Annotated in this window: 23 protein-coding genes; 5 read left to right on the top strand and 18 right to left on the bottom strand. The window is 65.5% G+C overall.

Annotated features, from left to right (window positions below; all coding sequences use genetic code 11):
- Positions 1 to 58: 58 nt before the first annotated feature.
- The 3 genes from scpA to ACWIQA_RS03480 form a co-directional block, all read right to left on the bottom strand.
- Complete coding sequence (gene scpA / locus ACWIQA_RS03490) at positions 59 to 2,215, bottom strand: methylmalonyl-CoA mutase (RefSeq protein ID WP_448581674.1); 2,157 nt, start codon at positions 2,213 to 2,215, stop codon at positions 59 to 61.
- Between the two features lie 66 nt (positions 2,216 to 2,281).
- Positions 2,282 to 2,425, bottom strand: a complete 144-nt coding sequence (locus tag ACWIQA_RS03485; RefSeq protein WP_448581673.1) for a hypothetical protein — start codon at positions 2,423 to 2,425, stop codon at positions 2,282 to 2,284.
- Between the two features lie 122 nt (positions 2,426 to 2,547).
- Positions 2,548 to 3,168, bottom strand: coding sequence for a peptidylprolyl isomerase (locus ACWIQA_RS03480; RefSeq protein ID WP_448581672.1), 621 nt, complete (start codon positions 3,166 to 3,168; stop codon positions 2,548 to 2,550).
- Between ACWIQA_RS03480 and ACWIQA_RS03475 the strand changes: the two genes are divergently transcribed.
- Positions 3,167 to 4,567, top strand: coding sequence for a serine hydrolase domain-containing protein (locus ACWIQA_RS03475; RefSeq protein ID WP_448581671.1), 1,401 nt, complete (start codon positions 3,167 to 3,169; stop codon positions 4,565 to 4,567). The genes ACWIQA_RS03480 and ACWIQA_RS03475 overlap by 2 nt on opposite strands.
- A 3-nt stretch (positions 4,568 to 4,570) precedes the next feature.
- Here ACWIQA_RS03475 and ACWIQA_RS03470 read toward each other — a convergent pair whose 3' ends face one another.
- The 6 genes from ACWIQA_RS03470 to rpmH form a co-directional block, all read right to left on the bottom strand.
- Complete coding sequence (locus ACWIQA_RS03470; protein ID WP_448581670.1) at positions 4,571 to 5,989, bottom strand: NAD(P)H-dependent flavin oxidoreductase; 1,419 nt, start codon at positions 5,987 to 5,989, stop codon at positions 4,571 to 4,573.
- Positions 5,990 to 6,057: 68 nt separating this feature from the next.
- Positions 6,058 to 6,699, bottom strand: a complete 642-nt coding sequence (yihA, locus tag ACWIQA_RS03465) for a ribosome biogenesis GTP-binding protein YihA/YsxC (RefSeq protein ID WP_448581669.1) — start codon at positions 6,697 to 6,699, stop codon at positions 6,058 to 6,060.
- Entirely contained in the window at positions 6,696 to 8,432 is a 1,737-nt protein-coding gene (yidC, locus tag ACWIQA_RS03460) for a membrane protein insertase YidC (protein ID WP_448581668.1), read from the bottom strand. The genes yihA and yidC overlap by 4 nt, the downstream gene beginning before the upstream one ends.
- Entirely contained in the window at positions 8,429 to 8,722 is a 294-nt protein-coding gene (gene yidD, locus ACWIQA_RS03455) for a membrane protein insertion efficiency factor YidD (protein WP_448581694.1), read from the bottom strand. Before yidD ends, yidC begins: the two co-directional genes overlap by 4 nt.
- 11 nt (positions 8,723 to 8,733) lie before the next feature.
- On the bottom strand, positions 8,734 to 9,093 hold the full coding sequence (gene rnpA / locus ACWIQA_RS03450; RefSeq protein WP_448581693.1) for a ribonuclease P protein component: 360 nt from the start codon (positions 9,091 to 9,093) through the stop codon (positions 8,734 to 8,736).
- Entirely contained in the window at positions 9,090 to 9,224 is a 135-nt protein-coding gene (gene rpmH, locus ACWIQA_RS03445) for a 50S ribosomal protein L34 (RefSeq protein ID WP_194744849.1), read from the bottom strand. The genes rnpA and rpmH overlap by 4 nt, the downstream gene beginning before the upstream one ends.
- 169 nt (positions 9,225 to 9,393) lie before the next feature.
- Between rpmH and ACWIQA_RS03440 the strand changes: the two genes are divergently transcribed.
- Positions 9,394 to 10,536, top strand: coding sequence for an acyl-CoA dehydrogenase family protein (locus ACWIQA_RS03440; RefSeq protein ID WP_448581667.1), 1,143 nt, complete (start codon positions 9,394 to 9,396; stop codon positions 10,534 to 10,536).
- A 127-nt stretch (positions 10,537 to 10,663) separates the two neighbouring features.
- Here ACWIQA_RS03440 and ACWIQA_RS03435 read toward each other — a convergent pair whose 3' ends face one another.
- The 8 genes from ACWIQA_RS03435 to ACWIQA_RS03400 form a co-directional block, all read right to left on the bottom strand.
- Entirely contained in the window at positions 10,664 to 13,990 is a 3,327-nt protein-coding gene (locus ACWIQA_RS03435) for a TonB-dependent receptor domain-containing protein (protein WP_448581666.1), read from the bottom strand.
- Positions 13,991 to 14,155: 165 nt separating this feature from the next.
- Positions 14,156 to 14,905, bottom strand: a complete 750-nt coding sequence (locus ACWIQA_RS03430) for a peptidase (protein ID WP_448581665.1) — start codon at positions 14,903 to 14,905, stop codon at positions 14,156 to 14,158.
- Positions 14,902 to 15,762 (bottom strand): transglutaminase family protein, encoded by an 861-nt coding sequence (locus tag ACWIQA_RS03425; protein ID WP_448581664.1) that lies wholly within the window; start codon positions 15,760 to 15,762, stop codon positions 14,902 to 14,904. Before ACWIQA_RS03425 ends, ACWIQA_RS03430 begins: the two co-directional genes overlap by 4 nt.
- Before the next feature lie 10 nt (positions 15,763 to 15,772).
- A complete protein-coding gene (locus ACWIQA_RS03420) occupies positions 15,773 to 16,714 on the bottom strand; it encodes an alpha-E domain-containing protein (RefSeq protein ID WP_448581663.1) in 942 nt (313 codons plus the stop codon).
- Entirely contained in the window at positions 16,714 to 18,171 is a 1,458-nt protein-coding gene (locus ACWIQA_RS03415; RefSeq protein WP_448581692.1) for a circularly permuted type 2 ATP-grasp protein, read from the bottom strand. The genes ACWIQA_RS03420 and ACWIQA_RS03415 overlap by 1 nt, the downstream gene beginning before the upstream one ends.
- 75 nt (positions 18,172 to 18,246) lie before the next feature.
- Complete coding sequence (locus tag ACWIQA_RS03410; protein ID WP_448581662.1) at positions 18,247 to 19,218, bottom strand: DUF6600 domain-containing protein; 972 nt, start codon at positions 19,216 to 19,218, stop codon at positions 18,247 to 18,249.
- A gap of 14 nt (positions 19,219 to 19,232) precedes the next feature.
- On the bottom strand, positions 19,233 to 19,763 hold the full coding sequence (locus ACWIQA_RS03405) for a GGDEF domain-containing protein (RefSeq protein WP_448581661.1): 531 nt from the start codon (positions 19,761 to 19,763) through the stop codon (positions 19,233 to 19,235).
- A gap of 29 nt (positions 19,764 to 19,792) precedes the next feature.
- Positions 19,793 to 20,248 carry an SH3 domain-containing protein gene (locus tag ACWIQA_RS03400; protein ID WP_448581660.1) on the bottom strand — a complete coding sequence of 152 codons (456 nt, stop codon included), beginning with the start codon at positions 20,246 to 20,248 and terminating at the stop codon, positions 19,793 to 19,795.
- Positions 20,249 to 20,425: 177 nt separating this feature from the next.
- Here ACWIQA_RS03400 and ACWIQA_RS03395 point away from each other — a divergent pair, with 177 nt between their 5' ends.
- The 3 genes from ACWIQA_RS03395 to ACWIQA_RS03385 are packed head-to-tail and all read left to right on the top strand — an operon-like array spanning position 20,426 to position 25,043.
- A complete protein-coding gene (locus ACWIQA_RS03395; protein ID WP_448581659.1) occupies positions 20,426 to 21,430 on the top strand; it encodes a 2-hydroxyacid dehydrogenase in 1,005 nt (334 codons plus the stop codon).
- A gap of 14 nt (positions 21,431 to 21,444) precedes the next feature.
- Positions 21,445 to 23,763: a patatin-like protein gene (locus ACWIQA_RS03390; protein ID WP_448581658.1), complete on the top strand. Its 2,319-nt coding sequence runs from the start codon at positions 21,445 to 21,447 to the stop codon at positions 23,761 to 23,763.
- Positions 23,736 to 25,043, top strand: a complete 1,308-nt coding sequence (locus ACWIQA_RS03385) for a serine hydrolase domain-containing protein (protein ID WP_448581657.1) — start codon at positions 23,736 to 23,738, stop codon at positions 25,041 to 25,043. The genes ACWIQA_RS03390 and ACWIQA_RS03385 overlap by 28 nt, the downstream gene beginning before the upstream one ends.
- Here the strand turns inward: ACWIQA_RS03385 and hisD are convergent.
- Positions 25,040 to 26,326 carry a histidinol dehydrogenase gene (gene hisD / locus ACWIQA_RS03380; protein WP_448581656.1) on the bottom strand — a complete coding sequence of 429 codons (1,287 nt, stop codon included), beginning with the start codon at positions 26,324 to 26,326 and terminating at the stop codon, positions 25,040 to 25,042. The genes ACWIQA_RS03385 and hisD overlap by 4 nt on opposite strands.
- Positions 26,327 to 26,329 lie beyond the last annotated feature (3 nt).

Here is a 26,329-nt window from a genome sequence, read left to right as displayed (position 1 = left end):
AGCAACTGTCTCTTCGCGCTCCTCGAGGACGCGCTTCGCCGCCGCCTCGCCCGCCTCCTCATTCCGCCGCTTCGGCCTCGAGGGGGGGCATGTTGTGGCCAAGGAGGCGCAGCAGCTCGGCGGCCGCCTCGACGACATTGGTGCCGGGGCCGAAGATGGCTTGCACGCCTGCGTCCTTCAGCATGGCATAGTCGTCTGGCGGGATGACTCCGCCGGCAACCACGCGGATGTCGGGCCGGCCGGAGTCTTTGAGTGCCCGGATGAGCTCGGGCACGAGCGTCTTGTGGCCGGCAGCGAGGCTCGAGGCGCCCACCACGTCAGCGCCGAAGTCGAGTGCAAGTGCGGCGGCTTCCGCTGGCGTCTGGAACAGCGGGCCCACCATCACTTCGAAGCCGAGATCGGCATAGGCCGAGGCCACCACCTTGGCGCCACGGTCATGGCCATCTTGCCCCATCTTGACGATCAGCACGCGCGGCTTGCGGCCGAGCCTTGCTGCGACCGAGTCGATCCCTTCCTTCACCATGGCGGTCAGCGGGTGGCGGGCAAGGCGGGGCCCGTAGATGCCCGTCACCGTTTTCACTTCGGCAACATGGCGGCCGAACACACTCTCAAGCGCATCGGAAATCTCGCCAAGTGTTGCGCGAGCGCGGGCGGCCTCGATGGCAAGCGCAAGCAGGTTTGCCTGGCCGCGCGCCCCGTCTGCGAGTGCGGCCAGCGTGGCCTTCACTCGCGCCGGGTCCCGCCGGGCTCGTACTTCGGCGAGGCGCGCGATCTGGGAGTCCCTGACGGCGCGGTTGTCCACCTCGAGAAGCTCAGGCACATCGTCATTGGCTGGCTGGAAGCGGTTGACGCCGACGATCACCGTCTCGCCGGAATCGATTCCGGCCTGCTTGGCAGCTGCGGCCTTCTCGATCTCGGCCTTGGGCCAGCCGCTGGCGACGGCGGCCGTCATCCCGCCCATCGCTTCGACTTCCTGGATGAGGGCGAACGCCTTGTCGGCGAGCTCCTCTGTGAGCGCCTCGATATAGTAGGAGCCGCCCAGCGGATCGACGACCTTGGTGATCCCCGTCTCTTCCTGGAGGATGAGCTGGGTGTTGCGGGCAATCCGGGCGGAGAAGTCGGTAGGAAGCGCGATCGCTTCGTCGAGCGCGTTGGTATGGAGCGACTGGGTGCCGCCAAGTGCCGCCGCCAGCGCCTCGACAGTGGTGCGCACCACATTGTTGTACGGGTCTTTCTCCTGGAGCGAGACACCGCTCGTCTGGCAGTGGGTGCGCAGCATCCAGCTCTTGGGATCCGTGGCGCCGAATCCCTGCATAATGCCCGACCAGAGCAGGCGCGCGGCGCGGAGCTTCGCCACTTCCATGAAGAAATTCATGCCAATTGCGAAGAAGAAGGAGAGGCGGCCGGCGAAGGCATCAACCGGCAACCCCTGCTTCATCGCGGCGCGCACATATTCCATGCCGTCGGCGAGCGTGAAGGCAAGCTCCTGCACTGCCGTCGCACCCGCCTCGTGCATGTGGTAACCGGAGATGGAGATGGAATTGAACTTCGGCATCTCCTTGGCCGTGTGGGCAATGATGTCAGCGACGATCCGCATCGAAGGCTCGGGCGGATAGATGTAGGTGTTGCGGACCATGAATTCCTTGAGAATGTCGTTCTGGATGGTCCCTTCGAGCTTCGCTGCCGGCACCCCCTGTTCTTCGGCAGCGACGATGTAGAAGGCCATGGTGGGCAGCACAGCACCGTTCATCGTCATTGAGACGGACATGCGGTCCAATGGAATGCCGTCGAACAGGATCTTCATGTCCTCAACCGTGTCGATGGCAACCCCCGCCTTCCCGACATCGCCAACGACGCGTGGGTGGTCACTGTCATAGCCGCGGTGGGTCGCAAGATCGAAGGCGACCGAGAGGCCCATCTGCCCGGCTGCGAGGTTGCGGCGGTAGAAGGCGTTCGATTCCTCGGCGGTTGAGAAGCCGGCATATTGGCGGATCGTCCAGGGCCGGCCCGCATACATGGTGGCGCGGATTCCCCGGGTATAGGGCGCAAAACCGGGAAGGCCGGGCGGCAGGCGGGGAAGATCGGCTTCGGTATAAAGCGGCTTCACGGCGATTCCCTCGGGCGTGTGCCAGGTGAGATCGCGCCCCTTCACTTCGCGTGCGGCAAGGGCCGCCCATGTCTCTAAGCTCGGGTTGTCCGCTTCCTTATCTGCCATGGCACGCCTTTCTTGCGTGCTGCTAGCCATCGCCGGGCGCCCGGCGTCAACCTCCCGCTTCGAGGCTTAGCTGGCGAGGTGCCAGCCAAGCGCGAGATCGAGCAGGAACAGCATGGCAATTGCGACCACGCCAAGTCCCGCCGCGCCAGCCATCATCTCGCCTGCAATTCCCTCCTCTTGCGGCTCGGCCGGCCAGATCTCCGGTTCCATACCCCTCTCCCAAGCCCACCTCACGACGGAACGCGAAGCGTGTCAAGGGGCTGCAGCTCGCACGCGTAACCAGAGCGCAAGAGGTCCGCCCCGATCCCGCGTCCACCTGGTGCCGAGCCGCCTCAGGGAAGGCGGGTGGCGCGGATGATCCGGACCGGGGCGGCGATCATCTGGCCCTTCATGGCCCCCTCGCCGGCATCGGGATCGACCGGTGCTGCAAGAATCGCTTTTGCCACCTCCATCCCCTCGATCACGCGGCCGAAGACGGCATAGCCGGCAATGTCGCCCTCGCCCGAGGCCTGTGCGTCGAGCGCGGGGAGGCCCCCGATGATGATGAAGAAGTCCCCCTGCGCTGAGCCTGGTGCGGCGCGTGCCATCGAGATGGCGCCATCAACATGGGAAAGGCCGGTCTTTGCGGTCGACTCGTGCGCGATCGGCGGCAGCACGCGCTTGGGGTCGTTTTTCAGGCCGCCCTGGATCAGGCCATAGGTCCCATCGGGGGTCAGCCGGAGCGCCCGGTAGAAGCTCGCGCCATCAAGGCGCTTCTCGCGCACATAGCGCAGGAAATTGGCCGCGGTCACGGGTGCACGCTCCACTTCGACTGCGATCCGGATCGTGCCCTGCGCGGTCTCGAGCGCCACCGTCTCGGTCCTTGGCACGGGCGCTTCACCGGCGGGCATCACCGGTGGGGCTTCCTGCGCGGCGAGCGGCGCGGCAAGGGCGAGGAGAAGGAAGCGAATCATGGGGCCATGGTTGCAGAGACAGGCGCGTGCGCAAGCCTTGGCGGCCCTCGCTGCTGCCGCGCTTGCCGGCTGCGGCGAGGTCCGGGAGCTTGGCGAGGTGGCGGATGTCGGCGCTGGCTATGTTGCCCGCACGATCTGCACGGCTGTCTTTGTCCAGGGCCGCGCGCCCGAGGATGTCTGGCCCCATGATCTTGGGCCCGACGTTGATCCGCGTCTGGCGCTGTTCCGCGCCAGCATCGACCGGGAGAAAGGCGAAGTGCGCGCCGGCCGCTTCGGCCTGACCCTTGCAAGCGCTGGCCACACGCCCGGCCTCGGCTGCGCTGTCGGACGGGAAGGGCAGGGGCCGGGCACGCCGGTCCGGGTCGCACCCGATCCGCGCCCCTTCCCGGCCGGCGATGCGGCATCAGGCAATGCCGACGGCCTCATCGCCGACCGCCAGGCGCTCGAGACTGCAGTTGCCGCCGCCTTTGTGCCTGGAAGCTTCGGCAATCGGGCGAAGGACCCGGTCACGCGCTCGGTCGTCATCGTCCACCAGGGCCAGCTCGTTGCCGCGGCCCATGCCGACGGCTGGGGCCCAACCACGCCGCATTATTCCGCCTCCATGTCGAAGACGGTTGCCGCCGTGCTCATTGGCATTCTGGTCGCAGAGGGGAAGCTCAGGCTCGACGATGAAGGGCTCCTTCCGGAATGGACCGACGGCCGCCGTGCCATTCGCCTTGCCCATCTTCTTGACATGGAGTCAGGCCTTGCGTTCGACGAGACCTATGCTGGCCCGGCGGATCCGGGGCGAATGCTTTATGCTGAGCCTTCGGCTTCGCGCTTTGCGGCAGCCAAGCCCCTGCGCGACCCGCCAGGCACGCGCTTTGCCTATTCCTCGGGCGACACGAACATCCTGATGCGGGTTGCCAGGCTTCGCGCGAGGCGTGACCGTGACGCCTGGAACCGCTTTCCGGAGGAGGCGCTGTTCGCGCCTGTTGGCATGCGCTCGGCGCTGTTCGAGCAGGACGCGCAAGGCGATTTCCTCGGCTCCACCTTCGTGCTCGCCTCCGCCAACGACTGGGCCCGTTTTGGCCTCATGTTGGCGGACATGGGCCGGGCGAAGGGGCGGCAAGTGGTGCCGGAAGCCTGGGTCCGGCGGATGCGGACGCCGAGCGCCCTCTCGAAGGGCGAATATAGCACGCAGACCTGGTTTCGCGGCGGCGTGCCGGGAGAACCGGGCCGCACCATCGAGCTCGCCGGCTATGGCGGCCAGTATGTGACCATCGTGCCCGAGACTCGCACCGTCATCGTGCGCATGGGCTTCCAGCCCGACCGTTCCGCTTGGGACCATGCCCGCTTCCTGGCAGCAGTGTTCCAAGCGCTTGGAGTTGACGCTCCGAGCGAAAACCGCGCCAGCTGAGGCTCAGTCTCCGGTGAGGATGCGGTCCACGAGCTCGCGCACTGTCGGGATGAACCCATTGGAATAGAAGGGGTCGGTGCGGAAATTATGCGCAGCGTGGCCAGCAAACATGAGGTTCCGGTCCGGGTCGCCGCCATGGGCGATGTCTTGCAGGGTCTTCTGGATGCAGAAGCTGCGGGGATCCGCAAGGCGGCCGGTTGAATGGTCGTCATGGTCCTTCCAGGCCGAGAATTGACAGTGGGACAGGCAGCCCATGCAGTCAGTCTGGTCGCGGCGGATTTCCGCCCGCTTCTCGCGGGTGACGAAGACAAGCGTATTGTCTGGAGTCTTCAGCGCTTCCGTAAAGCCCTGGCCGGCCCAGCTGCGAGCGCGCAGCAGGTCATCCCGCGTGACATAATAGGTTCGCCCGCGCGCCACCCCGACATCGAGCACATACTGATGATCGCCAGCGGCTTCGGTTGAGAAGGCGATCTGCCGCTCGGAACGGGCTTCGAGCTCGCGTAGGAAGGGATTCCGCACTGCCGAGGAATAAAAGCCCGTGGGCGAGAAGCGATGGAGCAGGACATCCCCCTCCTCGATGCTGGTCAGCTTCGCCTTCCAGGCGTCGGGAATTGGGCTTTCCTTGGTAAGCAGAGGACGGGTGCCGAACTGGAAGGCGATGGTGCCGAGCTCCGGGTTTCCAATCCAGTCCTTCCACTCGCGCAGATACCACACACCCCCTGCCATCACGATCGGCACGTCATCAGATATGCCGCTCTCCCGCATCACGGCGCGCAGCTCGCGCACCCGCGGATAGGGCGGCTCAGGCTGCAGGGGGTCCTCGGCGTTGGACAAACCATTGTGGCCGCCGGCAAGCCAGGGATCTTCATAGACGACCGCACCAAGCCACTCGGCCAGCTTGGAATAGGCCCGCTTCCAAAGTGCGCGGAAGGCACGTGCTGAGGAAATGATCGGATAATAATTGACTCCATAGGCGGCTGCGATCTCGGCCAGCCGATAGGGCATGCCAGCGCCGCAAGTGACACCATGCACCAGCCCGCGAGTGCGCTCGAGCACGGCATGGAGCACGCGCTGCGCTCCGCCCATCTCCCAAAGCACATTGATGTTGAGTGCGCCGCGCCCAGCGCGAAGTTCATCAGCCGCGATATCAAAGGCGCGTTTCACCTGCTCGACTGCACCTTCGATCGCATAGGCGATAAGCTCCTCATGGCGACCGACCCGAGTCTTTTCGCGATAGACTTGGGGAACGGGGAGGCCGTCGGCATCATAGCTGTCGGCATTGACGGCAGAGATCGTGCCAATGCCTCCTGTTGCCGCCCAGGCACCCGACGAGCGGTGGTTGGTTGCGGAAATGCCCTTGCCGCCCTCGACCAAAGGCAGGAGCTCGCGCCCGCCGATGCGCAGACTGTCAAGAGCGATCATGGGCCTGTCTCCTTGGGCGCTTGCTTAGCAGTATTCACGGCCCAATGCGCGCCCGATTTTCGACAGCTTTAGGTTGCGATTGCCGCATGCACCGCCAGGCGCAAACCCGCAACGCCATGGCCCTTTGCAGCGCTTGTTGCGAGCACGTCCGGGTGCGCTGCCGGGTGCGCGCGGGCCTCAGCAGCAACCCGGGTGGCAACAGTAGCTGCGTCCTTTACCTTGTCGGTCTTGGTCAAGACCAGCTGGTAGCTCACAGCGGCACGGTCAAGAAGCGCCATGACTTCGCGGTCGGTGGGTTTCAGCCCATGCCGGCTGTCCACCAAGAGCAGCACGCGCCGCAAGTTCGGCCGCCCGGAAAGATAATCGCCGACGAGGCGAGTCCAGCGCTTCACAACCTCCTTTGGCGCTGCGGCATAGCCATAGCCAGGCATGTCGACGAGCCGGAATGCCGGCGGGTCGCCGACGAGGAACAAGTTGAGCTCTTGCGTGCGCCCAGGCGTATTTGATGTGCGCGCAAGCCCGGTTCGGCCAGTCAGTGCATTGAGAAGCGAGGATTTCCCAACATTCGAGCGGCCGGCAAAAGCGAGCTCGGGCAGATCATCTGCGGGCAGAATATCAAGCCGCGGCGCCCCGAGCTCGAAGGCAATGGGGCCGGCAAAGAGCTTGCGCGCTGCTGCCTCGGCTGCCTCTCGCGGCGGCGCAGCAGTCATTTCCCCCCGGCAGGTGCCGGCGCTGGCGAGGCATATTTGCGATTGAGCCACCATTGCTGGCCGATCGAGACGATGTTGTTTACGATCCAGTAGAGCTGGAGGCCGGCTGCGAACGGCGCCATCACGAACATGAAGATCCACGGCATCCAGGCGAAGACGATCTTCTGCACTTCGTCCATCGGTGCTGGATTGAGCCGGAACTGGAGCCACATGGTAACACCAAGGAGGATCGGGAGCATGCCAACTGCGATGACCGCCGGCGGCTGGAATGGAAGCAGGCCGAAAAGGTTCAAGGGCGTCAGCGGATCGGGTGCGGAGAGATCCTTGATCCACAGCCCGAGTGGCTGATGCCGGATTTCGATTGCGATAAGGAGCGTTTTGTAGAGCGCATAGAAGATGGGAATCTGGAGAAGAATGGGCAGACATCCTGCAAGGGGGTTAATCTTTTCCTTCTTGTAAAGCTCCATCATTTCTTGCTGCTGGCGGACCCTGTCATCCTTGTAGCGCTCCTGAATTTCCTTCATCTTCGGTGCGAAGACCTTGAGCTTTGCCATTGAGGCGTATTGCTTGTTGGCAATGGGGAACAGGAGCAGGCGCACAACCAGAGTGAGCCCGATGATGGCAAGGCCCCAGTTGCCGAGCAGTCCATGGAAGAAGGCGAGCAGCCAGAAGATCGGCTGGGCCAGGAACCAGAACCAGCCCCAGGCCAGCGCGCGGTCGAACAGGGGCGCAGAAAGTGCCTTGCGCACAGCGTTCATGAGCCGGACTTCCTTGGCGCCAGCGAAGAGATGGGCGCGGGTTTCGGCGGTTGCACCGGGGGCCACCAGTTTTGCAGGTGCCACGAAGTCGGTCTGGAACCGGTCACCGTCAGCGGCGTGGGCGAAGCGCATCTCAATGGGCGTGGACTGGTCGGGAATGAGCGCGGCCAGCCAGTATTTGTCGGTGATGCCGAGCCAGCCGCCCTTGGTCTGGAAGATCTGCGGTCCGCGTTCGCGCAGCCGGTCGTAGCCGACGTCGCCTTCCTTGAGCGTGCCCTCGATGACTGCGATCGGCCCCACATGGAGGTTGAAGGCGTCGCGCTCGGGGCCAGTTCCGGTGCGGTTGACGTAGCCGAATGGGCGGACAGCAACGGCGCCGGCGCTGCCGTTCACCACCCGCTGGGTGGCTGTGAAAAGGAAATTCTGGTCGACCTCGAGCCGGATCTCGAAGGTCGCACCCTCCGGGTTGGTCCAGGAGAGGGTGAGCGGCTTGCCGGGGGCCAGCAGCTCGCCATCGGCACGCCAGCGGGCATCTGGCGGGGGTGCGCCGGGCCCCGCCCAGCCGAAACCGGCGAAATAGGCCTGCGGCCCGGGCGAAGGTGCGAACAGCCGGACTGGTGGCGCATTGGGCTTGAGACTGACGCGGTGGTCGAGAAGGACGAGGTCGTCGATCCGCGCCCCAACAAGATTGACCGAGCCGGAAAGTCGCGGGGTGCGGATCGGAATGCGAGGCGAGGCGGCGACCGCTTCGGCCACGGTTTTCGGAACGCGGACTGGGGAAGGCGTTGCCGGCACTGCAGCTTCTGGCAAGAGCGGTCCGGCAGCGGGAGTTGGTGCCCCGCCGGGGGCTGTGCTTTCGGCGGGCGGGGGGGGCGGTGCCGGCAGGAAATAGCGCTCGGCAAGGAACTGCCAGCCAAACAGCACGATGGCCGAAAGCACCACCGCGAGCACCAGATTGCGGGTTTCGCCTGTCATGGTGTGGAGCGTTCTCGGGGCGGTGGCACCGGGTCATGGCCCATGCCGCCCCACGGGTGGCAGCGGCTGATGCGCCTGAGCGCCAGCCAGCCGCCGCGAGCTGCCCCGTGGGTTCGGATGGCTTCAATCGCGTAGGCCGAGCAGCTTGGCGAGAAGCGGCAGGATGGCGGCAGGATGGCGGAGAAGGTCAGCTGCCACAAGCGCGCGACCCCAATGAAAAGGAACGCAACCGGCCCTAGGCGCGAGGATGCCGGCGCACGGCTCACGCTGCCACTTACGCTGCCATTCATGGTGCCGCTGCTCATGCTGCCACCTTGCCTGCCGCCTTTGCGAGCGCTGCGCGCGCATCGGCCACCATGGCGGCAAAGGGCCGTTCGGTCGGGAGTGGACGAGCGATGAAGATATGGTCGGCACCGGGCACGCCAGCTTGCGGGAGCACATGGCGCGCCATCTCACGCAGCCGCCGTCGCGCCCGGTTGCGCGCGACCGCATTGCCGATCCGCCGGCTCACGGTGAAGCCACAGCGCATCTCGCCAAGACCGTTCATGCGGACGAGCAGGATGAAGGCGGGAGTGACCACCCGGACCCCATGGTTGGCGGCAAGAAAGTCGCGGCGCGCCCGGACCGCCGGTTGCGGCCGATGCGTGCCCGCACTTTTCAGACGCTGAGCTTCTTGCGGCCGTGTGCGCGCCGGTTGGCGAGCACCTTGCGGCCACCGGGCGTCGCCATGCGCGCACGGAAGCCATGACGCCGTTTGCGAACCAGCCGGGACGGCTGATAGGTGCGCTTCATCTCGCGGTTCCTTCAAACACGAACTTCAAGCCAACCGACATGGCACCGTGGGGCGCGCCTACGGCGGCAGCCGCGAGGCCTTAGGCGAGGCGTGCGGCCGCGTCAACGAGTCCGCCCCGGCGGGCTTCGCACTCTCCCGCAAGCCGGATCGGCTTGCTAGGGGCAGCTTATGTCACAGTTCGACCTCACCCAGGACCAGCGCGCCATCCAGGACCTGGCGCGCCGGTTTACGGCGGAAGAAATCACCCCGCACGCCGCCTACTGGGACGAAAAGCACATCTTCCCGGTTGAGACCATCCGCAAGGCCGGCGCGCTCGGCTTTGGTGCCATCTACGTGTCCGAAGCCTCCGGCGGCACTGGGCTCGGCCGGCTCGAAGCGGCAATTGTTATGGAAGCCATGGCCCATGGCTGCCCTTCGACCTCCGCCTTCATCTCGATCCACAACATGGCAAGCTGGATGATCGACCAGTTCGGCGCCGAAGCGGTCAAGGCCCGCTACCTTCCTGCGCTTGTGACCATGGAGCAGATTGCAAGCTATTGTCTGACCGAGCCCGGCTCCGGCTCGGACGCGGCGGCACTAAAGTCTCGCGCCGTGCGCGAAGGCGACCATTATGTCGTCTCGGGTTCCAAGGCCTTCATCTCCGGCGGCGGTGCAAGCGACCTCTATGTCACCATGGTCCGCACAGGCGCGGAGGGTCCGCACGGGATTTCCTGCCTTGTCATCGAGAAGGACATGCCCGGCGTCTCCTTCGGTGCCCAGGAGCGGAAGCTCGGCTGGCACTCCCAGCCGACCAGCCTTGTCCATTTCGACCAGGTGCGGGTTCCAGTCGAAAACCGGCTCGGTGCTGAAGGCGAGGGCTTTCGCATCGCCATGGCCGGGCTCGATGGCGGCCGGCTCAACATCGGGGCTTGCTCGCTTGGCGGCGCCCAGCGCGCGCTTGATGAGGCGATTGCCTACTGCCGGAGCCGGCACCAGTTCGGCCGGGCCATAGTCGACTTCCAGGCGACCCAGTTCCGGCTTGCGGACATGGAAACGGAGCTCCAGGCCGCACGCGCCCTCCTCTATCTTGCTGCGACCAAGGTGGAGGAAAACGCGCCGGACAAGACCAGGTTTGCGGCCATGGCCAAGCGGCTTGCAACTGACACTGGCTCGGCTGTCGTCGACCGGGCGCTGCAGCTCCACGGCGGCTATGGCTATCTCATGGACTATCCGATCGAGCGGCTGTGGCGAGACTTGCGTGTCCACCAGATCCTCGAAGGCACCAATGAGATCATGCGGGTGATTATCGCGCGCGATCTTCTTCGCCAATAGGCTGCGCCCTGCTGCATCATCGGCAAGACAAGTCGCGCGGCAGCAGCCGGGGCAGGCCTTAGGCTCCAATCCGCCTGCCCGGCCGCCAAGGTCTGGCCGGCGTGCGCTCGCGGCCGCCCGCTATGGTCTAAAACCGGCCCGTGGCGCCGATGAAGACGAACCGGCCAAGCCCCGAGACCGGATAGGCCGAGCTTGCAATATAGGGCTCCTTGTCCATCAGGTTGTTGACCCCAGCGCGGAAGCTGATGTTGTCATTGACTTCGAAGCCCAGCGAGACGTCGTGGATGAAATAATGGGGTGCAAGCCCGGCCGGGCCGAACTCGGTCTCCAGCCGCTCGATCTGGATGGCGCTCGCAATCGCCTGGCGGCCAATCCACTGCAGCCGGTAGCCAAGGGTGAAGGGCCCACGGTTCCAGGCGAAGGTGCCAAGGCCGGACCAGCGCGGCGCACTGGTCTCAAGGAGGCCAGGGTTCACGAAGTCTCGCCGGACCGGGTCAAAGAACCGATCGAGCTTCTGCACCCAGTTGCCAGTGAAGCCGACCGCAAATCCATTGTTGCGCCACTCAAACTGATAGTTGGCTGAGAAGTCAACACCAGCCGTCTCGATCTTGCCGAAGTTGATCTGTGTCTGCCGCAGCGTCCGGAAGCCGAAAAAGGTTGGCGACCCGATGGTGGTGTTCCGCTCAAACTGAGCGCAGAACTGGTTTGGGAAGGTGGGAAGATCGTAGCAGGTGTTGACGATGTCTTGGGCTGTCACCGCCGCGATGGCATCTTCAATGCGGATCGAATAATAGTCAGCGGAAAGGGTGAGCCCCGGCACCCAGCGCGGCTGGAGGACGATGCCTGCCGTCCACGTGCGCGCGGTTTCTTCCTCAAGGTTGGGGTTGCCGCCGGAAGTCCCGCCGAACCGTGCCGTAAGTGGGTCCTCGTAGGTGGCAAGAAAGGCGGCCGGGTTGGGAATGCCCGTTGCTGTCACTGCGGCAAGGCAGTTGGCCTCGCGGATGGCGCCGCGCGCGGGGTCACTCGCCTTCAGCCGGGCGATTTCCGAGGCATTGCAGGGGTCGAGCGGCCGGAAGAAGGCGCCCTGCTGGGGGCTGAAGAGCTCGAATACGTCGGGCGCCCGGATGGCCTGCGCATAGGTCCCGCGCATCCGGATATCGGGGATGGGCGCAAAGCTGCCATTGGCGTTCCAGGTGAGCGCACCGCCGACAGTCGAATAGTCCGCATAGCGCACCGCGCCGCCGATCGAGAGATCGTGGAAGAAACGCCGTTCCTTGAAGATCGGCAGCAGCAGTTCGCCGAACACCTCTTTCACATTGAAGCTGCCGCCGGAGTCAAACACCTGGTTCTGGGCGTCGAAGAGCAGCGACTTGTTGCTCGAAATGTCGCCAATGAAGGTGCCTGCTGGCCCTGCCGGAGAGCCAGGCGGGAGCAGGCCTTTCTCCAGGTCGGACAGGATCGTCTCGGAGCTTTCCCGCCGATACTCACCGCCGATGACGAAATTGACGGGACCGCCGGGAAGCGAGAACCAGCGGGTGCTGTCGCCTGCGAGGAAGCCTGTGATGACGGACTGCGACAAGGTCGAGCGGTCGGTCGTCTTGGTCGTGATGAAGTCGACCGCCTCAGGCGAGACCGAAAACGTGCCGCGCAGGATATTGGCGGGCTTGCACAGGCCCTGGCCCGGACGCCAGGTGAAAAAGCCGCTCTGGATCACCGGGAAGACATCGGAGCCAGGCGGAACGGCTGTCGGGTCGATCTCGGAACGGCAGACCGGGTTGCCGCGGGCATCGCGCACCACGTCAAGTGCAGCAAAGAGCCGGTCATAGAGTACCGAATTGGACTGTGACTGCTCGGTCTTGGTGCGGCCCCAGACGCCTGAGACTTCGTAGCGCAAGTGATCCGCAAGGTCGCCGCGCAGCCCGCCGACGAAGCGCAGCGTCTGCCGGTTGGAGGTGCGGATATTGGGCCCAAGGTCGAGGAAGTCGCGGGAGACGAGGAGACCGCCGGCTTCGTTCACGTCCGGCAGCAGCACGGCCGGGATAAAGGGATTCTCGGGCGAGAGATAGAGGCTGTCGTAGAAGGTGTTGTAGTTGTTGCGGTCCGTTGTGTTGTTGCGGGCAAACTTGGCATCGTAGAAGAACTCGAACGCCGGCGTGAATTCGTAGCGGCCGGTTGAGTTGACATAGAGCCGTTCCGAGGCCGGAAGAAGTGAGGTTTGGTTGGTGCGCTCGACGGCGCCGTCGCCGCCGAACTGGTTCGAGCCCGTCGAGATGATGCCGTCATTGAAGATCCGGACTGAGCCGTCGGGGTTGGTCACGTAGCAGCCCCCGCCGCCGAAGCCGGTCCAGCCGATATAGCTTTCGTTGCAGTCGTTGATGCCGTTGCGGTTGATGTCCGCCTTCCAGAACGCGTAATCGGCGCGGAAGAGAAGGCCATTGTTGGCGGAAATGGCGAAGACTGGCCGGCGGCCGATGACTCGCGTCGGGGCGTTGCGCGCGCGGTCGATCAAGGCTTGCTCGGCCGGAGTCGGCGTATTGGTGCCAAAGACACTGTTGTAGATTGCCGTGCCCGGCAGCGGGATGGGCGGGCCGAAGCTGATCCGAGTCGGCCGCGGGCCGGGCCCGCCGATCCGGTAGAAGCGGGCGAAATTCGGCATGGTCGCTGGGTCGATATCCCCTTTTTGGAAGCGAAGAGCAGGGTTTGCATAGGTGGTCGAGTTATTGGCGCGGCCATTGTCGCGGGTGAACTCGCGGTCGCTCATCAGGACTTCGCTGTCTTCGGCAAAGCCGGCGGAAAGGGTGAAATTGCCGCGATCCTCGGCGAAGTTGCGGCCATAGGTGGCAGCGATGCGATAGCTCTGGCCATCGCCCTTGGTCGCAGTGCCGACTTGGCCATCCACTTCGAAACCCTCGAAATTCCGCCTGAGGCGATAGTTGACGACGCCAGTGACTGCGTCTGCGCCATAGACGGCAGAGGCACCACCCGTCAGCACTTCCACCTGCTCAATGAGGGTGGGGGGAATGGTTGCAACATCGACGGCCTGCCGCTCGGGCACGCCCGAGACATGGCGGCGGCCATCGACCAGCACCAGTGTCCGGTTGGAGCCGAGCTGGCGGAGGTTGAGGACGGCCTGGCCGACCGAGCCGCCGGGGCCCCGTTCAAGCGAGTCGGCAACGGTTGAGGACGAGATCAGGGCCGGGATCTGGCGCAGTGCGGCCGTCACATCGCTTTGGCCGGAGTTGATGAGGTCCTCGCCAGTCAGCGACTGGATGGGAATGGGGGCGACGGCATTGGGGTCTCGGGCCACTCGGCTTCCGGTGACGATGATGGTCTCAGGCGCCTCGGCGGCTTCGGCGGCTGTTGTCTGCTGCTGGGCATGGGCGGGCATGGCGGCAAGAAGGAATGCCGGGAGCGAGACCCGGGCAAGGATGGCAGAGCGGCGAGCGGCAGACATGGACTTCCCCTGACAAATGGCAGGGAAAACTATGCCGACTGTCATGAAAGCGAAAAGGCAAAGCTTGCGCTCTTTTAGCGCGCCGGCCAACTCTTGCGGCTGATGTTGCCGGCCAGCCACAGCTGACGCCTTCTCGCAGGCGGCCCGACCTTTTCGGCTCCGGGCCTAGCCCTTGGTCTTGGGGAGGAAGGGGGGATCTGGGAGCGCATCGAGTGTTTCCTGAAGCGCCAGCTGCCAGCGCAAGCCGAGCTCCTGGTAATAGGGATCGCCTTCCTCGATCCGGAAGCTGGTCGCCGCCGAATGGCCGGGCTTCAGGATGAGGAGATCAACTGGCAGCCCGACCGACAAGTTCGACTTGATCGTCGAGTTCATGGACAAAAGCCCGACCTTGACAGCTTCTTCAAGCGGGGTGCGATAGAGGAGCATCCGGTCGAGGATGGGCTTGCCATATTTGAGCTCGCCGATCTGGAGGAAGGGAGTCTCAATCCCGCACTCGATGAAATTGCCCTCGCCGTAAATCAAGAACAGGGCCGGCGCACTGCCGCCGATCGAACCCCCGACGAGGAAGGAGGCGCCAGTGGCAACGGACTCATTGTCGACGGTCTCGTCGATTTCTTGACGAGCTTGCTTGAGGGCATGGCCGACGACTTCCGCAACCCGGAACATCGACGGGGCCGTCTCGACAAAGAAAAGGCCATCACGGCCTGGAATTCGAACACCCTCGCGCAGCTTGTTGATGGCTGCCTGAGTGACCGAAAGCGAGCCGGCGGCAGCAATGGCGACGATGCGCTTGCCCTCTTCGCCGAAGACCCGGAGCTTGCGGTAGGTCGAGATGTTGTCGATGCCGGCATTGGTCCGGGTGTCGGCCAGCATGACGAGCCCCTCCTTCACGAGGAGGCCGACGCAATAGGTCATTGGCGCTGTTCCTGGCTCTGGAAGAGGTCTGGCGTGTCGTCGGCGCGCACTTGCGGTTCGCGCGCTTCGCGGCCGTGGACGAGGACCTCAAGCTGCTCGGTGCCGCCGCCGCGGCGGGTTCCCCTGACCGGGGCGGCATCGAGCGAGTCGAGCCCGACTGCGACACGCACATGCCCTTCGCCGGCGCAGATTCCGTGGGTGGGATCAAAGGCGACCCAGCCAAGGTCTGGCAGAAAGAGTTCGGCCCAGGCATGGGCTGCCTCCTGCTCGGGATGATCGGGGGCGGCATAGTGGCCCGAGACGTAGCGCGCGGGAATCCCAAGCAGGCGTGCGACGGTTATCATCACCTGGCTGAGATCCTGGCAGACGCCGCGGCCAAGGCGGAAGGCGGTTGCGGCATCGGTTGCCGGGTGGGTGACGTCCGGGTCGAAGGCAAGGCGCGTGTGGATTGCTCCCATCAGCATATGCGCCTGGTCGAGCGGCCGATCGTGGCGCATCATGCCAGCAAAGGTCGCAAGCGCCGCATCTGGCGTGGTCAAGGGTGTGGTGCGCAAATAGGCAGCAAGTGGCACGCGCCCGTCGTCGGGTCCAACGATCCCCGCCGTGTCCGCCGTCATCACTTCGCCGGCGACATGGATGGCCACTTCGCTCAGCGGTCCGTCGGCATAGAACATGTGGGCGAGATTGCCGTGGACATCGGTGAACGGCTTGATGGCGCCATCGGCCTCGACATCCACCCGCCAGCGCAGGATTGCCTGTGCATTGCCTGGCTGCGGCGTCAGGCGGAGCACTTGCACGATCCCGGAGGCTTGTCCCTCGTAGCGGTAGATGGTGCGGTGGTCGATCAGAAGCCGCATCCAAGTGTCCTCAAAACAGATACTGCTCGGCAATGGCCGTGCCGAGGGCATTGTTCTCGGCAATGAACTGCAACAGGAATTCGTGCAGCCCACGCTGAAACAGGCTGTCGATGGTCTCCGCTTCCAGGCGCCGCAATCCCGCCACTGCCAGGCGGTTCGCCGGGCCCTGCCGGCCCCGGTCGAGCGCCAGACGGTCGAGATAGAATACTGTGTCCTCGTAGCAAGCAGCAAGTGAACGGGGCATTGGCTTCTTGAGGATCAGCAAGTCGGCAACAAGCCAGGGTTTGACCGAGTCCCGGTAGATCCAGCGATAGGCGGTCAAGGCCGAGACTGTGCGCAAGAGGGTCGTCCACTGAAAATAATCGAGGCTGCCCCCCACCGGCTCGGTGCGTGGCAGCAGGATATGGTATTTCTGGTCCAGGAGGCGGGCGGTGTTGTCGGCCCGCTCGATGGAAGTGCCAAGGCGCATGAACCAGTAGGTGGACTCGCGAAGCTGGTTCCGGTGTGCTGCACCATCGAAGGCGAGCAGTGACTGCTTCACCGTCTCAACGAGGCGCATGAGGGTGAGCGGATCCGCGACTCCGGTGCCAAACCGCTGCACTTCAAGCCAGGCGCTGTTGATCGCCTCCCAGGTTTCCGCGGTCAGCGCCGTCCTGAGCGCCCGCGCGTTGGTCCGTCCGCGTTCGAGGCAGCAGCGGATGGAACAGGGATTGTCGGGATCGACAGCGAGGAACTGGGCCACTTCGGTTTCGGTCGCGCGTCGCCCGGTTGCTGCAAAACTGTCGGCTGCACTTGCCGACTGGAGCGCAGCATCCCAGGCATTGCCAGCGCCGCCGTGGGTTGCCGGCAGGGCCGCCAGCCGGACAGTGGCGCTAAGGAGCCGGCACAGATAGTCCGCCCGCTCGACATAGCGGCCAAGCCAATAGAGGTTGGCAGCATTGCGGGAGAGCATCAGCGCGCCTCGGCTTCCTCGCTGCGCGGGCCAAGCACCCAGGTGTCCTTGGTGCCGCCACCCTGGCTCGAATTGACCACCAGCGAGCCCTCGCGCATTGCAACTCTTGTGAGGCCTCCGGGCAGCACGGTGGCGCCATTGGCACCAGTCAGGATGAAGGGCCGCAAATCGACATGGCGGGGGGCAATGCCGCTGTCAGTCAGCGTCGGGCAGGTTGAAAGCGCAAGCGTGGGTTGGGCGATGAACTTGGCCGGATCGGTCTTGAGCTTGGCCCGGAAGGTCTCGATCTCGGAGGCCTTCGCTTGCGGGCCGATCAGCATGCCATAGCCGCCCGAGCCGTCGACTTCCTTCACCACCAGCTCGGGAAGCCGGTCGAGCACTTCGGCAAGCGCTTCCGGCTCGCGGCAGCGCCAGGTGGGAACATTCGGCAGGATCGGATCGCGGCCAGTGTAGAAACGGACGATCTCGGGCATGTAGCTGTAAATCGCCTTGTCATCGGCGATCCCTGTCCCGATCGCATTGGCAAGCGTCAGGTTGCCGGCCTGGTAGGCCCTGACGAGGCCCGGCACGCCGAGCACGGAGTCGGCACGGAAGACGAGCGGGTCGAGGAAGGCATCATCCACGCGGCGGTAGAGCACGTCGACTCGCGCTGGCCCGGCAGTTGTCCGCATGTAGAGCACGTCATCGTAGACGAAGAGGTCGGACCCCTCGACCAGCTCCACGCCCATCTTGTCGGCAAGGAAGCTGTGCTCATAGTAAGCGCTGTTGTGGAGCCCTGGGGTCAGGAGCGCAACCGTCGGCTCGCCGCGACAACCCGGCGGTGCCACCGACCGCAGCGAACCGTAGAGCTGCTCGGGGTAGGTTTCAACGGGGCGCACGCCGCCCTCCCCGGTCTCCCCGGTGATGAGCTCGGGAACGAGGCGCAGCATCACTTCGCGGTTCTCAAGCATGTAGGAGACGCCCGAGGGCGTGCGGGCATTGTCTTCGAGCACCATGAACTCGCCTGGCCCTGTGCGGACGAGGTCAATGCCGGCAATATGCACCCACACATCGCCAGGCGGCCGGAAGCCGAGCTGGTGGAGACAGAATTGATCGTTGCGGATGACGAGGTCTTCGGGGATGATCCCGGCGCGCAGCACTTCGCGCGCGCCATAGACATCGGCGCAGAAGGCATTGAGCGCAGCGACCCGTTGCTTCAGCCCTTCCTCGACAATCGCCCATTCTGCTGATGAAATGATGCGGGGGATGATGTCGAAGGGGATCAGCCGCTCGTCGGCATCCGGGTCGCCATAGACGGCAAAGGTAATCCCGATCCGGCGGAAGAAGAGCTCGGCCTGGCGGCGGCGGGTCTCGAGCAGCTCTGGCGTTGAGGCCGCAAGCCAGGCTGCAACCAGGGCATAGGGGGTGCGGGTTGTCGACGGGTCCACCGTTTCCGGATAGCCCCCGCTTCCGAACATTTCATCGAATGCCGTGCCCACGCCTGCAAGCTGTGCCCGCTGCCCGGGCTGCGCGCAAGCCTCCGCCAGAGGCCGTCAAGGCTCGCTTGCACTTGCTCCCGGCTCGAGACCGCCGCGGACAGCTGGCGACCGGCTTGGCGGCGCATGCTCCTCAGAGCGCGTGTGCGCGCGGCGTCCGTGCTCGACCCACGCGGGTCGTGTGACGGCTTCCGGAGCAACCAGGCCGGGGCGCACGGTCACAGGGTCTGGAGGAGGTATGTCTCCGGGAGGGACAAGGATTGCCGCAGGCGGAAGAGCGGTCGGCAACGGGGCTGGTGGCGCAAGAGGAGGCGGAGCCTCCGGCGTCACTTCGGAGGAAGCGGGGGGGAGGGCCGGCGCGCGCACCATCTGCTCGAATTCGCTGCGGTCGGGCTTTCTCGGCGTGTGCGTCTCCGGCTGGTGGCTGCGGTTGCGCGGCGCAAAAACCCAGCCAGGGTAGCCGTAGCCCCAACCACCGGCGTCCCAGCCGACCCAGCCTGGCGGCGGCAGCGGCGCCCAGCCGATCCAGCCTGGGGACCAGCGCAGCTCGGCCCAGTAGGGGGCAAAGACGAAGCCTGGCACCCAGAACCATCCGAGCCGGGGGTCGAACCCCCAGCGGCCATAATGGCAGGTGATCCAGCCAAAGGGATCGAACGAAAGCCAGATCCGGCCCCAGCGCGGGTGGTTCACCCACCTGCCGAAGCGATAGGGCTGCCAGCCCGGCCCGACCCGTGGAAGCCAGACGCGGCCATAGTGCCCATGCCCCACCCAGCGGCCATAAGTGGCAAGATGGGGGCTGAAGGCAGCAAGCGTCGGCGGTGGTCTTCCCCACCAGCCGGCGGCATGCGGATAAAGGGCCCTCAGCCCGGCTGCATTGCCCCGAAAGGCCCGGTCTTGCCCGCCCCTGTCCTGCCAACCGCCGTCGTGCCCGCTCCGCTGTTGCCAGCTGCTCTGCTGCCAGGCGCCAGGGCTGGAGGCGCAGGCCGACAGTGCGCAGAAAGCTGCAAGGGCAAGGGCCGAATGATGCATGGCAGAAGTCTTCTTCAAGCTGATTGAACCCTCGCTGAAGCAGCAGCGCGCGCGCGTGTCTCCGCACGTCGGCGGCCCATGTCGGTGATTGCAGCGCGAAGGGCTGCCTCGAGCGGCGCGGCCCCGGGGGGCGCGCTGCCAAGCCACACGCCAAGCTGCACTTGCCCCCCTCCAGGCAGGGGGAAGGGGCGGGCAAGCGCGCGTGTGAACGCGTCCAAAATGTCGGCTGCAGGCGGTGCCAGCACAACGAATTCGTCGCCGCCATGGCGGAAGAGCGCGCTTCCCGCTGGCAGTGCCTGTTCGAGCCGGCGCGCCACGGCTTGGAGCACCGAGTCTCCAACGGCATGGCCATGGGCGGCGTTGATTGCCCGGAAGCCGGAAAGATCGAGGAAGGAGAGCTGCCTGCGCCCGCGATCCGCGCGGAAGGCAGTGGCAAGGCCGCGGCGGTTGCCAAGCCCGGTCAGGGCATCGGTGGAAGCTGTGCGTGACGCGGAAAATGCAGCTGCAAGCGCGACTCCGGCGAGCATCCAGCCCGCACCAGCCAATATCCACGCCAGCCTTTCAGCGCTTCCTCTCAGTTTCCGACCGCTTCGTTCGGGTAGGTTCCAAAGCCCTGTTCGCGCAGGATCCACCCCGAGCGCCCTTCCACTTCAATCCGGCACCAGCGCTCGGCGCAGGTGATGATGTTGCCAACCACGCCTGGCGCGGCCCGCCAGACCGCAGGCGCAGCAAGATCGGGCCGGGCACGCAGAGTCCGGGTCTCGCCAGTCACGAGGAAGGTCCGTTCGGTGGAGAGCATCGCCCGGTCAAGCCAGCCGGTCTCGCCCTCGGGGTCGCGCACCTGGCGCCAGACATTCCATTCCGCGATCACTTCGAGCGGGACGCCCGGGCGGCCATCAGGGCGGACGAGCGCCCAGCGTGCCGGATAGTGGGTTCCAGGCCCAGCGCGAAGATTGGCCCGACCGGCGCGAAGCGACATGAAACGCGGCACGGGCAGGCCAGAGAGATTGCGCCTTGCATCTGCACTCATTTTGGCAGTGTCTTGCCCGCTTTGCACCGGCTGGGGCGCGGCCGGCGTTGCCACGAGCAGGGCCGCAAGGACAAGCGCGCGCGGGCAGCACGAAGCAGAACGGCGGGTCACAGTGGCGCCCTAGGCTGGCAAGGCGTACGCTTGCAAGGCAGGAAGCGCCTCTCCTATCGTCATCCCATGCCCGGCCCCCGCTTCACCAAGTTCGATCACAAGCCCCGGGTGATCGTGACACGCCGTCTTCCCGAAGCCGTCGAAACCCGGATGGCTGAGCTGTTTGACGTGACATTGAACCTCGATGATCACCCGATGAGCCGCGCCGAGCTCGAGGCTGCCGTCGCTGAGGCCGAAGTGCTGGCCCCGACCGTTACCGATACCATCGATGCCGCGTTGCTGGCAGCTGCCGGGCCGCAGCTGAAGCTTATTGCCAATTTCGGTGTTGGCGTTGACCATATCGATCTTGCTGCTGCTCGCGCCCGCGGGATCACCGTTACCAACACGCCTGGAGTCCTGACCGATGATACTGCCGATCTCGTGATGGCACTCATCCTCGCCGTTCCGCGCCGCATCGCCGAAGGTGAGCGCCTCATCCGCGAAGGCGCGTGGAGCGGCTGGTCACCGACTGGCATGCTCGGCCACCGGATCACTGGCAAGCGGCTCGGAATCGTCGGCATGGGTCGTATCGGCCAGGCGGTCGCCCTGCGGGCACGGGCATTCGGCCTTGCCATCCATTATCACAACCGCAACCGCCTGCCCAAGGCAATCGAGGGACCGCTCGAGGCCACCTGGTGGCCGACGCTCGACGCCATGCTTGCACGTGTTGACATCGTCTCCCTCAATTGTCCGGAGACGCCCGAGACGCATCACATCATCAACGCCGAGCGCTTGCGGCTGATGCAACGCCATGCCTTTCTCATCAATGTCGCGCGCGGAACCCTCATCGATGAGGCCGCCTTGGTTGAGGCGCTGGAAGCGGGCCGGATTGCCGGCGCTGGGCTTGATGTCTTCGAGCATGAGCCTGCCATTCATCCGGGCCTCCTAGGCAGGCCGGATGTGGTGCTGCTGCCGCACATGGGCTCGGCCACCTTCGAGGCCCGCCAGGAAATGGGGGAGAAGGTTATCACCAATATTCGCGTCTTCGCCGACGGGCACCGACCGCCAGACCAGGTCCTCGAGGACTACTGACCCGAGGGCGCCTGATGCGCGAGAAGGAGCTGCGCCTCGCCCTTGTCTGCTATGGCGGGGTCAGCCTCGTTGTCTACATGCATGGTGTCACGCGGGAGCTGTGGAAGCTGTTGCGGGCAAGCGAGGCGCGCCAGGCCGGCCGGGGCCCGGCACCAGGGGACAGCGAGCCCGTGTGGCAGGCTCTCCTCGATGCCATCAGCGAGCGACTGGACCTGCGCGTCATTGTCGATGTCGTAGCCGGTGCGAGCGCCGGCGGTATCAATGGCATCCTGCTGGGCGCCGCCATCACCGAGGGACTCGACCTCGAGCCGGTTGCCGACATGTGGCTGGAAGGTGCGGACATTGATCGCCTGCTCGACCCGGACGCCCGGCCCGGCAGCCGCCTCGCTGAATTCTACAAGGAGCCTGTTGCCTGGTATGCCAAGCGCCGCTCGGAGACGCTGGCAACGCTGCGCACGGACTGCACTGGTCGCGAAGTGGCCGAGAAGCTCGGCCGTTTCGTCCGCAGCCGCTGGTTCAAGCCGCCCTTCTCGGGCCCGGGCGTTGTTGCCATGCTCGATGATGCGCTGGCTGCCATGCAAGGCTTGCCGCGTGGCCCGGTGTTGTTGCCAGCAACGCTTGGCTTCGACCTCTTTGTGACGGTCACAGACTATTTCGGCGCAAAAGGCGTCATCCCCATTCATTCGCCGCCTCTCATCGAGGAAACCGAGCATCGCCGTATCCTCACCTTCCGCAGTCCGCCAGCTGTCGGGCTGGCCTGCAAGACCGGTCATGGCCGCAACATGGCTCCCCGCCCGCTCGCCAGCCGGCTCAGTCTCGTCTTTGCTGCGCGCGCCACCTCCTCCTTCCCCGGCGCTTTCCCGGCCGCGTCATTGGCCGAAATCGATGCCCGCGCTGCTGCGACGGGCACGCCCTGGCCCGATCGCGAATGGTTCGTCTCCACCCAGCTCAAGGGTGACCGGCCACCAGAAGAGGTGCTCTTGATCGACGGCAGTGTGCTCAACAACGCGCCCTTTGGCCCGGCCATCAACGCCATCCGCATGAAGCCGGCCTATCGCGAAGTCGACCGCCGGTTTGTCTATGTCGATCCCAAGCCGGGTGTGGACTTGCTCGGCGGCGGCATCGGCCGCAACCGCCCGCCTGGCTTTCTGACCGCGATGCTGCGGGCGCTGGCCCAGATCCCGCGTGAGCAGCCCATTCGCGACAATCTGGAAGCAATCGCCCGCCTCTCTGCGGCAGCAGCCCGGGCCCGCGCGGTTATTGAGGACATGACGCCCGATGTCGATGCCGCGGTCGCCCGGGCGGTCGGCCCGCGCTTCCTGCTGCTGCCGCTTACTCCAGCGCGTCTTGCTCGGGCGCGCATGCATGTGGCGCGCCTGGCTGCCAAGGAGGCCGGCTATGCGCATGCCGCCTATCGCGGGCTTCATCGTGCCCTTGTGATGGCGGATTCTGCCCGCATTCTTGCTGAGGCTGCCGGGGCAAGTGCGGAGGCTGGCCGGCGCATGGCTGACCGCCTTGGTCGCCATGGCGATCTTGCTGCGCCAGACCAACTCGACGCCCGCTTCCGCGTGCGCCGGCTGCGCTTTCTCATCCGCCGCCTCAACGCCGCTATCGAAGGATGCGAGGAGGAGAAGGTCCGCCGCGCGCTCGAGGGCCTCAAGGCCACCGCCTATATTCTGGACGCGAGCTATGTGGCTGCAACGGAAGTCGAGCGGCTGTCGGCGGCAACCCGCAGGACTGCGCAGGCGCTGTTCGCTGGCGACTTCGCATCCGCCGCCCCGGCGCTTGCCGGGCTTGCTGCCGACCTTGGACTTGAGCTCCTCGACCAGTCTGCCGACCAGCAGCTGCGCGATGCCCTCGATGCCTCCACCCTCCCTGGCCAGGTGCGGCGCGCCGTCGTGCGCGACTGGCTTGGCTACCCCTTCTACGACATCGTCCTTCTGCCGCTATTGGCGGATGAAGGAGTCGACAGCCTCGATGAGATCAAGGTCGACCGCATTTCGCCCGACGACATGGCGCTACTTGCGCCCACCGGGATCGAGCCCGAGCTCAAAGGCTGGCAGCTCAATGCCTTCGGGGCCTTTTTCAGCCGGGCTTGGCGGGAGAACGACTATCTCTGGGGCCGGCTCAATGCTGCGGAGCGCTTGGTTGATATCCTGCTTTCCGCAGCGCCGCTAGATGTTGTGGCCCGTGCGTGTGCCAACCACTGGAAAGCCCGGCTCTTCCGTGCCATCGTCGCCGCCGAACGAAGCCGGCTGACGAACAGCGGCCCGCTTCTCGACCGACTGGAACAGGGGCTTCTGGCATGGGAGGAATTGAACCCGGAAGGCTGAGTGCGGGCTTCGACCGGCGCGCTTTCCTTGCTGCGGCCTTGGCCGGTGCTCTTGCCCCGGCGCCGGGCTTTGCCCGTCGCGCGCGCCGCTACGCTGCGCTCGAAGCCATGCTCGAGGGCTGGATTGCGGGCGGAAAGGTTCCCGGTGCCATTGTGGCAATCCTTCGTCCTGGCCGGTTCCAGCCCGATTATGTTGCCGCTGGCAACACCGCTTTTGCCGGCGGCCGGCCAGTCGACCGCAAGACGCTCTGGCGCATCTACTCCCAGACCAAGCCGGTCACGGGTGTTGCCGTCATCCAGCAAGTGGCTGCCGGCCGCCTCACGCTTGATACGCCGCTCGGCGATATCCTGCCTGCCTTCCGCACGATGCGCGTGCTCGTCGAGCCCGCCAAGGGCCTGGACTCCCGCCCGGCCAGCGGCCCGATCCTGGTCCGCCACCTCCTCACCCACACCGCTGGCTTCAGCTACCACATCATGGGCAATGACCCCATCGAGCAGGAATATCGCCGCCGGGGCCTTCTCCCCATCGGCAACCTCGGCCTCTCCCCGCTCGACACTCCTGTGCCAGACCTTGAAGGCTTTCTCGATGCCCTTGCTGATCTGCCCCTGCGCTTCGACCCCGGCACCGCCTTTCGCTACTCCTTGAGCCTCGATGTCGCAGGCGGCATGCTCCAGCGGCTGTCTGCCACCCCCTTTGACCGACTGCTCGAGCGCCAGCTGTTCGTACCTCTTGGGATGGCCGACACGGGCTTTACCGTGACTGCGGCCAACGCACCGCGGCTTTCCGCCCTCTATTCCTGGCAGGACGAGAAGGGCGCGAAGCTCGAAAGCCCGATGCTGGTTGACAAGGCAGAAAGCAGTGCGTGGCTGAAGCCGCCGCCGCTGCCGGCAGGCGGTGCTGGCCTCGTCTCTTCGGCAGAGGATTTTGCGCGGTTTGCGCAGATGCTCCTGAACGAAGGCGTGTTCGAAGGCCGGACCCTCCTGCCGCGTGCGGCAGCCCGCCAGGCGATGACCAACATGCTGCCGCCCGGCCTTTTCTACGAGAAGGTGAAGGGCTATGGCGCCGGCGGTCAGGTCATCCTTGCGGACAGCCGCACGGCGCCTGCAGGCACGCTTCCTGGCACTTTCGGCTGGGGCGGCGCAGCAGGCACCCTGTTCCAGGTCGACCCATTGCGCCAGTTCGCTGTGGTCCTGATGCTGCAGGGGATTGCGCTCCCGCTCGACCAGGCCACGGGCTTGCAGACTGCGCTCAACACTGAAGTCGCTGCTGGCCGCCTCTAGATCCGGAGCCGGGCGGAGAGTGCGTGCGCTGGCAGGCCCTCGGCATCAGCAAGGGTTGCTGCCGCCTGGCCAAGCGCGGGGTAGGCCGAGGCCGGCACTTCGAGGAAGGTGGTGCGTTTCATGAAGTCCCGGACCGAGAGGCCCGAGGCGAAGCGAGCGCGCCGGCCGGTTGGCAGCACATGGTTGGGCCCGCCGACATAGTCCCCGATCGCCTCAGGTGTCATCTCGCCGAGGAAGACGGAGCCAGCGTTTTGGATGGCAGCGAACAGCGGCCCTGGGTCTGCGACCATGAGCTCCAGATGCTCGGGCGCAAGCGCGTCGATGAGCGCCGGCGCCTCGGCGAGATCGTCGACCAGGATGATGACGCCATGGGTCTCCCAGCTGCTCCTTGCGACAGCCGCAGTCGCAAGCCTGGGCAGCAGACGCTCGACTTCGGCCGCAACGGCATCGGCAAGAGTTGGGCTGTCGGTCAAAAGGATCGCTTGCGCGAGGGGATCATGCTCGGCCTGGGACAAGAGGTCGGCGGCAACGAAGGCCGGCCGCGCTGACGCGTCGGCCACGACCAGCACTTCGGATGGGCCTGCCACCATGTCGATTCCAACCGTGCCGTAGAGCTGGCGCTTGGCTTCAGCGACCCACGCATTGCCCGGCCCGACGATCATGTCGCAGCGCGGCACTGGCTCCACTCCGAGCGCGAGCGCTGCCACCGCCTGCGCACCGCCAATGCGGAAGACCCGCGACACGCCGGCAAGTTCGGCAGCGAGCATCACTTCAGGGACAAGGCCAGCGCCACCGACTGGCGTTGCCATCACCAGCGCATCGACCCCGGCAATCTGGGCGGGAATTGCGTTCATCAGCACCGAGGAGGGGTAGGCAGCGCGTCCGCCCGGCACATAGAGGCCAGCGCAGCGGACAGGACTGTGCCGCACCCCCATCCGCACGCCTGCCTCGTCGCACATGTCAAGGTCAGCCGGCCGCTGGGCCGCATGGAAGCGGCGGATGCGTGCAGCAGCCAGTTCAAGGGCAGAGCGGACTGGTGGCGCCACCCGAGCTGCTGCTGCTGCGCGTTCGTCCGCCGTCACTTCAACGTCGGCTTCGGTCAGCTCGACTCCATCGAACTGGCGCGTGAACTTGGCAACTGCAGCAAAGCCTTCGGCCCGCACCTGCGCCAAAATCCCGGCGACCTCGGCAGCGACATCAGCCCTGCTCTCGCGCGTGTCGGCAACGAGCGCTTGGAAGGCATCGGCAAAGCCGGGCGCGCGCGAAGAAAGGCGGCGGACCATTGC

It is taken from the genome of Thermaurantiacus sp. (assembly GCF_053487655.1).
Note: the sequence above shows the minus strand (reverse complement) of the source record. Positions and strands in the feature narration are given on the sequence as shown.